Raw genomic sequence first — 6827 nt, 5'->3', positions numbered from 1 at the left:
TACACAAATACACACCAAAATCAGTTGCAAAAACCGTATATCTAAATGTATTTTTAGGAGCCCTAATCATATCACAAGGATACTACTCAAAAACGGCCATACAACAATTATCTGAGAACTAAAAAATTCAGGCCCCTAAAGTTATTTGTAGAGATTTAATTAGAAAATTTAGTTTAAACTTTAAAATAATGATGATAGGGCAATGGTTCTCATTTAGTTAAAACTTTATATAAATTTAAACAAATATTTAAGTAATTTATTGAGGCAATATTATGGATTATGATGTTATTTATATTGGAAGCGGTAATGCCGCATGGCAAGGAGGACGCTTTTTAAGAAAAGCAGGCCTTAAGATACTGATTGTGGAAGAAAGTCTATATGGGGGAACATGTGCAAACAGGGGATGCAACTCAAAGGCATTGCTTGACGCACCATATGAAATCAAGGCATTGACAGACAATTTTGAGGGTGTTGGAAAGTCAGGTAACTTTGAGGTTGACTGGCCGAGCCTGATGAAGTTCAAGAGAAAAAGGATAGCCAACATGGCACCATTTTTGGACGGCAAGTTCAAGGAATATGACCTTGACGTCGCTCACGGCAAGGGAGTCATCGTGGACGAGCATACAGTAAAGGTAGGCGATGAAACATACACTACAGATAAGATTGTCATATGTACAGGTCTTAAACCTGTCATTCCCGACATTCCAGGTAAGGAGTATCTTCATGACAGCACAGACTATCTGGACATGGATGAGCTTCCAAATCATGCAATCATAATCGGTGCAGGATTTGTCGGAATGGAATTCGCATCCATATTGGCCGAGGCAGGACTGAGCGCTGACGTAATCATCCGTGGAGACATGGCATTGAAATACTTCCACCAGCCATATGTCCAAAGAGTCATAGAAATCTTAAAAGAGAAAAACATTCGTTTCCACTTTAACGAGCAAGTTTCAGAAGTGATAAATAACATTGAAATTGATAATCCCGAAAGCAAGGTATTGAACTTTGAAAACGCTCAAAACACTGATGAACTTCTAAGGGATCCGGAAGCAAGAATTGACAACAGGGCATATGAAAACGGATTCACAGTCAAGTGTGAAAGCGGATTGGAATTGACCGGAGACTATGTTGTCGCTGCAATAGGAAGAACTGCAAACGTTGAGGATATAGGTCTTGAAAATGTGGGATTGACCTATACCAAACAGGGAATCAAGGTCAACGGACACCTTCAGACTGAAGTTCCAAACATTTACGCTTCAGGAGATGTTGCAGACACCGGAATCGCAAAGCTCGTCACCGTTGCAATACACCATTCCAAATACCTCGCAAAGGAATTGTTGGGTGAGGCTGATGAGATAACATATCCTGTTGTTCCTGCCGTTGCATACACCATTCCAAGAATTGCAACAGTGGGTGTTCCGGCATACATAGCTGAGGAAAGCGAAGAATATGATGTCCATACTATCAGATACGGTAACTCATACTCATTGGAGCTTAAAAACGACACAACTGCAGAAGCGAAAGTAATAGTCGATAAAGATCTCCAAATTGTTGGTGCTGAGATATATGCTGCGGATGCTGAAAACGTTGCAAACATGTTTGCATTCATCATCAACAAGAAAATCACCTTGGAAGAGCTTGACTACATGATATACGCATTCCCTTCAAGCAGTTCAGTATGCTTATACAAGTTACACAATATTCACTATGATTTATGATGACAAGAAATGAAAAAATTATCATTATAGTATTGCTATTGATTATAATGGTCTTTGGCATGCTGATTATTCAACATACCGTATTCAATAGCCCTAGCGATAATTCGCAGATTCGTCAAACACTTGCAAACAACAGCGATGATCCGGGCACTGTTGAAGTTATCCGAAACATAGGAAATCCTAACGGTGAAAGAATTGCATATGTTGTTGGCGTTCATCCTCTAGAACATCTGACACATGAGACTTTGGTAAAATTGCTTCCAAACCGAACTGATTTAAAAAATTGCTATGACATTTACATAATAAATGTAACTGAAGGTGTCGGCCATTACGGTGACGGATTGGACAACTATGAAAATCCCGGCAGGCAAAATGGCCAGAACCTTGCATATAAATATGTATATCCTGAAATACTGAACGGTAATTACTCAATGGCTATTGATGTCCATTCTAATATTGGTGCATATCCATATAAAACATTCGTTTTCAGCCCAGCTAAGGATGGATTGGGAGTCGATTATGCAAGGGAGGTTGCAGACAACTGTCCGAACATTGATGATTATGCTCCCGATACCACAACAAGCGGACCATTTTTGACAGAACCGTTGAACAATAACGGCGTTCCGGCATTCTATTTTGAGGAATACAGTTTCGCCCCTCAGGATGTTAAGGATTCACACATGATGGAATTGATTGATGCAATCGACAATTTAGATATATAGGTGAAAATATGGATTACTTGAATTTTGAGGATGAAAGAATCAGCTTCACTCCTTTAATAATGTATATTGATTACATTCATCTGCTTCAGGATGATTATTATAAAAAAAATTATGAAAACATCACTCCTAGGGATGTGACATATCTCATGAACATATTCTATCATGAAAACTGTTCTCAAAAAGATTTGGCCAATCTATTGTATGTATCCGAAGCAAATGTGGCTCAAATCATTAAAAAATTGGAAAAGAATGGTTATATTTCAAGAGTTAAGGACGTCAATAACAAAAGCCGTAAAATAATCAACCTGACAAATGATGGAAAAATTCTTGTTTTTGAATTGCTTAAAAACATGTATGAGTGGGAAGGCGAATTCTTTAAGGATTATTCTGCTGAAGATGTTGAAAAGTTCAAGAAAATGTTGTATGACTATTCACAAAAGACCATTCATTCAATCTAAAATTATATATATTCATTTTTACATAATATTTTACAATGACTTAAGATTCTTAAGTATTATGAGGTGAATATTATGTCTGACAAAGAAAAAACAATTGAAGCATTACAGGCTATTGTAACTGGATTATCCGCAAACTCATTTGGACACAGAATCCAATCCAAAATTTTTGCAGGATTAGGTTTCCAATCATTAGGAGACAAATACGCATCACATGCAACCGAAGAGATGGATTTCGTTGAACAATTCATGGACCGTATCCTTGACTTGGGCGGTGAAATCAAACAGGAAGCTCAAGAAGCTAAACCTGTTTACACAGACATTGTCGAATTCATTGAAGCAGATTATAAAGTTTCAGTTGAAGGAATCGCATTCTTAAATGAAATGATGGAATCTGGAATCTTTGACGCAACCACTTACGACTTGATGAAAGTATATCTCAAGGACGAAGAGGAAGACATGTACTGGAGCGAACAACAATTAGACTTATGCAAAATGATTGGTAAACAAAACTACTTGACCCAATTGTTAATCAATGATCAAACTGCAGCAGAATAGATATTATGAAAATCAAATCAATCAAAACAGTTGAAAATGGGTTCATGAGGCAAGGTTTCGCCTTTGGCGGTGAAGAAGGACCGGACAAGTTTGACAATTCTGTATTATACCGTTCCAATATCCAAAATTATCTGATTGATACTGGCGATGATGTAATTCTTGTTGACACAGGTGTGCCAAGCACATTTCCTATAAACGAACCAGATGAATCCACCCCATTGTTTATGGGAGACGTGACCTTTGACTATGTAGAAGAGCTTGAAAAGTTAGGCTATAAAAAAGAGGATGTCACTAAAATCATATTAACTCACAAGCATATTGACCATTCAGGGGAAGTTCAGAAGTTCCCTAATGCAAAAGTGTACCTCTCCAAAACCGAAGCCGGTGAATTGAACTATGAAGGTGAAAATATAGAAGCTGTTGAATTCACTGACGGTGCATATCATAACTTCGAAAAGTCACAAATAATCGTTGACGGCGTATATTTAATCGAAGCTATTGGACATACAACAGGTAACAGTCTGGTAATTGCAGAGGACGATGGATTATTCTACATGTTCCAAGGAGATATCACATATACTGATGAGGCATTGTACGAAAACAAGCTTTCTGTCGTGTTTGAAGATATCGAAAAGGCACGTGAAACATTGGATGAAGTACGTGAATTCGTCAAGAATAATCCTACTGTTTACTTGTCAACACACACTCCTTACGGCAGTGAAAACCTAGAAAACAAGGCTGTTGTTGATTTGGAAAATCCTCCTGAAAGTATTTATTATGAATAGATGCTTTCTTTTTTTACTTATTTTGAGTTAAATGAAAATATTATATTATACTTCTACTGGCAATAATCTGTATATTGCAAAAAAACTTGGTGGAGAGCTATTAAGCATTCCCCAACTGATGAAAAACGATGAAATTGGCATAGAAGATGAATCCATTGGAATTATTTTTCCCGTATTTTTTGCAACATCCCCAAAAACATTAAGGGAATTTGTTGAAAAGGCAAACATTAAAACTGATTATCTCTTTTTGATAACTTCTTATGGTTCCGATGGTGACCAGAATGCATTAAGGATAATGAAGGAGACATTGAACCGCAGAGGAATTCATGTAAACTATACCAATTCAGTTCTGATGATAGATAACTTCCTGCCTGTATTTGATATGGCCAAAGAAAAGGAGCTTAAAAAGGATTTGGATATCGATGGGCAAATTGAGCCAATCAAGGAAGATATTTTAAATAAAAAAGATTACATCCTAGATAAGGAGATGTTTGAAGCCGCTCCAAACATAGAGGAGATACTGGAAACCACAATGACCAGCAAGTATCATATTCAGGTAGGTGACGAATGCAGCAACTGCAGAATATGCACTCGCGTATGTCCAAGAGGCAATATTGAGTTAATTGACGATAAGCCAGTAATTGGAGACAGCTGCGATTTCTGCCTAGGATGTGTGCAGCATTGCAAAACACATACTTTATATATCAACGATGAGTTGAATCCTGATGAAAGGTACAGAAATCCAAATATTAAAATCTCAGAAATTATCAAAAGTAATAATGTGATAAAATGAAGGTTAACATTAAGAATCATACAATGATGTATCCCGCTCCAGCTGTGGTTGCAAGTGCCTATGATGAAGATGGAAATGCTGATGCTTGTACCTTGGCCTTTGCGACAATGTGCTCTCATCATCCTCCGGCCGTGATGATTGCAATAAACTCAACACTGAAAAGAAAGACCTTGAAAAGCATTCTGCACACAAAAGAGTTCTGTGTCGGTTTTCCAAGTGCCGAACACATGGCTGAAGTCGATTATTTAGGTATTGAAACAGGTTATAATGCAGATAAATTGGCCAAAGTTAACTTTAATCATCACAAGGCCGAAAAAGTAAATGCACCAATCATCGATGAGTTCAAGGTGTCTGTAGAATGCAAGGTAATGCATATTGCGGAAGTCGGTTCACACACTCAAATCACAGGTGAAATAGTCAACGTTCAGGCTGAGGAGGAGGTATTGGATGATAAAAACAAGATTGTTTTTGAAAAGCTTGACCCTCTAGTGTATGATGACATAACTCATTCTTATTTTAAGGCCGGTGAAAAAATAGATGATGCATTTAAGCCGGGTATCAAGTTCAGATAACTGTTAAAATTAGATTCCATGCATGCATATCTATTTAAGGATATAAATTATACTCTTTACTAGTGATTTAATATGGAATCTAAAATCAATGTTAATGGCATAAGCATTGCCGTTAAAGAGGAAGGTACTGGTCCGGATATGGTATTGATTCATGGAATTTTTGCCACAAAGGAAATCATGAATCCGCTATTCAACCATTACAAACAGAATTATCATGTCATATCCTATGATGTTCGTGGACATGGGGAAAGCGACAAGCCAGAAAGCTTCAATTTGGACAGTCATGCAGATGACTTAAAAGCAATTATTGAGTATTTTGACCTTAAAAAACCGGTCGTTGTCGGCCTTTCCATGGGATCTTACATCACCTTGACCGCAGCTGAGAAATATCCATCAATGATGTCAAAAATAGTTCTTATTGGTGTTAGGGGTGAAGGCAAGATTTCACTGATGGAAAAGGCAATTGAGGAAAATGACGGCAATGCCAATATCGACTTAAAGGAAATGGGTCGATTGATTTCAAGAAGGGTATATCCGCCAAACACCACTCCCGAACAGATTGTTGAATACTATAAGGGGAACCGTGGAAAAACAGAATTGACCAATGAGGAGCGTAAAAACATCTATGTTTCATTGGCCCACTATGATATGATGAGCGATATCGATAAGGTAGATATACCTGTATTGCTGTTGGTTGGTGAGTTTGATGGTCTCAATCCGCCTAGCGAGTCAGAAAAAGTTGCAAATGCATTGAATGATTCTCAATTGGAAATCATTGATGGTGCGGGTCATATAATATTTTTTGAAAAGAAAGAGGTTGTCATTAGTTTAATTGATTCTTTTATTGATAAATGAAGAAAATAAAGAAATTATTCGGAATCTTCTTCATCTTTCATTTTTTCTTTTAGGTTTTCAATTCCTATAATCATAATTTTTACCTCCATATTTTTGTTCTTTGGTATTATGTAGTTTTTCATTATATATAAATATTTAGGCATACCTAAATTTCATAATATTTTAACATTATTGTGCAAGAATTCTCCGGCTTTTTTAAGCCGGGAGATGAATTGCACTTTTAAGGGGGTTTGTTGTATTTTTGGAATTTTTTTTGCAAAATTAAAAAATTATTGTATTACTTTCCAAATGCTCTTAGATAATCTCTATTTATTATAAAGGTATATAAGTTGTTATATGAAAAGAAAACATGTTTTTTTTTGATGT

General features: G+C 36.6%; 8 protein-coding genes and 1 pseudogene. All 9 read left to right on the top strand.

Annotation, left to right across the window (positions count from 1 at the left end; all coding sequences use genetic code 11):
* Nucleotides 1-122, top strand: a pseudogene (locus tag ILA26_RS09540) (IS5/IS1182 family transposase); the annotation flags it as partial.
* 150 nt (nucleotides 123-272) lie between these two features.
* Nucleotides 273-1721, top strand: coding sequence for an NAD(P)/FAD-dependent oxidoreductase (locus ILA26_RS09535; RefSeq protein ID WP_292896700.1), 1449 nt, complete (start codon nucleotides 273-275; stop codon nucleotides 1719-1721).
* Entirely contained in the window at nucleotides 1721-2443 is a 723-nt protein-coding gene (locus ILA26_RS09530; protein WP_292896698.1) for a hypothetical protein, read from the top strand. Before ILA26_RS09535 ends, ILA26_RS09530 begins: the two co-directional genes overlap by 1 nt.
* An 8-nt stretch (nucleotides 2444-2451) precedes the next feature.
* Entirely contained in the window at nucleotides 2452-2901 is a 450-nt protein-coding gene (locus ILA26_RS09525; RefSeq protein ID WP_292896696.1) for a MarR family transcriptional regulator, read from the top strand.
* A 72-nt stretch (nucleotides 2902-2973) separates the two neighbouring features.
* Nucleotides 2974-3456 carry a ferritin-like domain-containing protein gene (locus ILA26_RS09520; RefSeq protein WP_292896694.1) on the top strand — a complete coding sequence of 161 codons (483 nt, stop codon included), beginning with the start codon at nucleotides 2974-2976 and terminating at the stop codon, nucleotides 3454-3456.
* A gap of 5 nt (nucleotides 3457-3461) precedes the next feature.
* Nucleotides 3462-4241: an MBL fold metallo-hydrolase gene (locus tag ILA26_RS09515; RefSeq protein WP_292896692.1), complete on the top strand. Its 780-nt coding sequence runs from the start codon at nucleotides 3462-3464 to the stop codon at nucleotides 4239-4241.
* 31 nt (nucleotides 4242-4272) lie between these two features.
* Nucleotides 4273-5034, top strand: coding sequence for an EFR1 family ferrodoxin (locus ILA26_RS09510; RefSeq protein ID WP_292896690.1), 762 nt, complete (start codon nucleotides 4273-4275; stop codon nucleotides 5032-5034).
* On the top strand, nucleotides 5031-5606 hold the full coding sequence (locus tag ILA26_RS09505) for a flavin reductase family protein (protein ID WP_292896688.1): 576 nt from the start codon (nucleotides 5031-5033) through the stop codon (nucleotides 5604-5606). Before ILA26_RS09510 ends, ILA26_RS09505 begins: the two co-directional genes overlap by 4 nt.
* Nucleotides 5607-5678: 72 nt before the next feature.
* Nucleotides 5679-6461, top strand: a complete 783-nt coding sequence (locus ILA26_RS09500) for an alpha/beta hydrolase (RefSeq protein ID WP_292896686.1) — start codon at nucleotides 5679-5681, stop codon at nucleotides 6459-6461.
* Nucleotides 6462-6827 lie beyond the last annotated feature (366 nt).

Source organism: Methanobrevibacter sp., from assembly GCF_017940815.1.
Taxonomy (GTDB): domain Archaea; phylum Methanobacteriota; class Methanobacteria; order Methanobacteriales; family Methanobacteriaceae; genus Methanocatella.
Note: the sequence above shows the minus strand (reverse complement) of the source record. Positions and strands in the feature narration are given on the sequence as shown.

Excerpts from the sequence above, each read along its gene's own strand:
- ILA26_RS09535 (WP_292896700.1), top strand. The coding sequence starts at position 273 with ATGGATTATGATGTTATTTATATTGGAAGCGGTAATGCCGCATGGCAA.
- ILA26_RS09530 (WP_292896698.1), top strand. The coding sequence starts at position 1,721 with ATGACAAGAAATGAAAAAATTATCATTATAGTATTGCTATTGATTATA.
- ILA26_RS09525 (WP_292896696.1), top strand. The coding sequence starts at position 2,452 with ATGGATTACTTGAATTTTGAGGATGAAAGAATCAGCTTCACTCCTTTA.
- ILA26_RS09520 (WP_292896694.1), top strand. The coding sequence starts at position 2,974 with ATGTCTGACAAAGAAAAAACAATTGAAGCATTACAGGCTATTGTAACT.
- ILA26_RS09515 (WP_292896692.1), top strand. The coding sequence starts at position 3,462 with ATGAAAATCAAATCAATCAAAACAGTTGAAAATGGGTTCATGAGGCAA.
- ILA26_RS09510 (WP_292896690.1), top strand. The coding sequence starts at position 4,273 with ATGAAAATATTATATTATACTTCTACTGGCAATAATCTGTATATTGCA.
- ILA26_RS09505 (WP_292896688.1), top strand. The coding sequence starts at position 5,031 with ATGAAGGTTAACATTAAGAATCATACAATGATGTATCCCGCTCCAGCT.
- ILA26_RS09500 (WP_292896686.1), top strand. The coding sequence starts at position 5,679 with ATGGAATCTAAAATCAATGTTAATGGCATAAGCATTGCCGTTAAAGAG.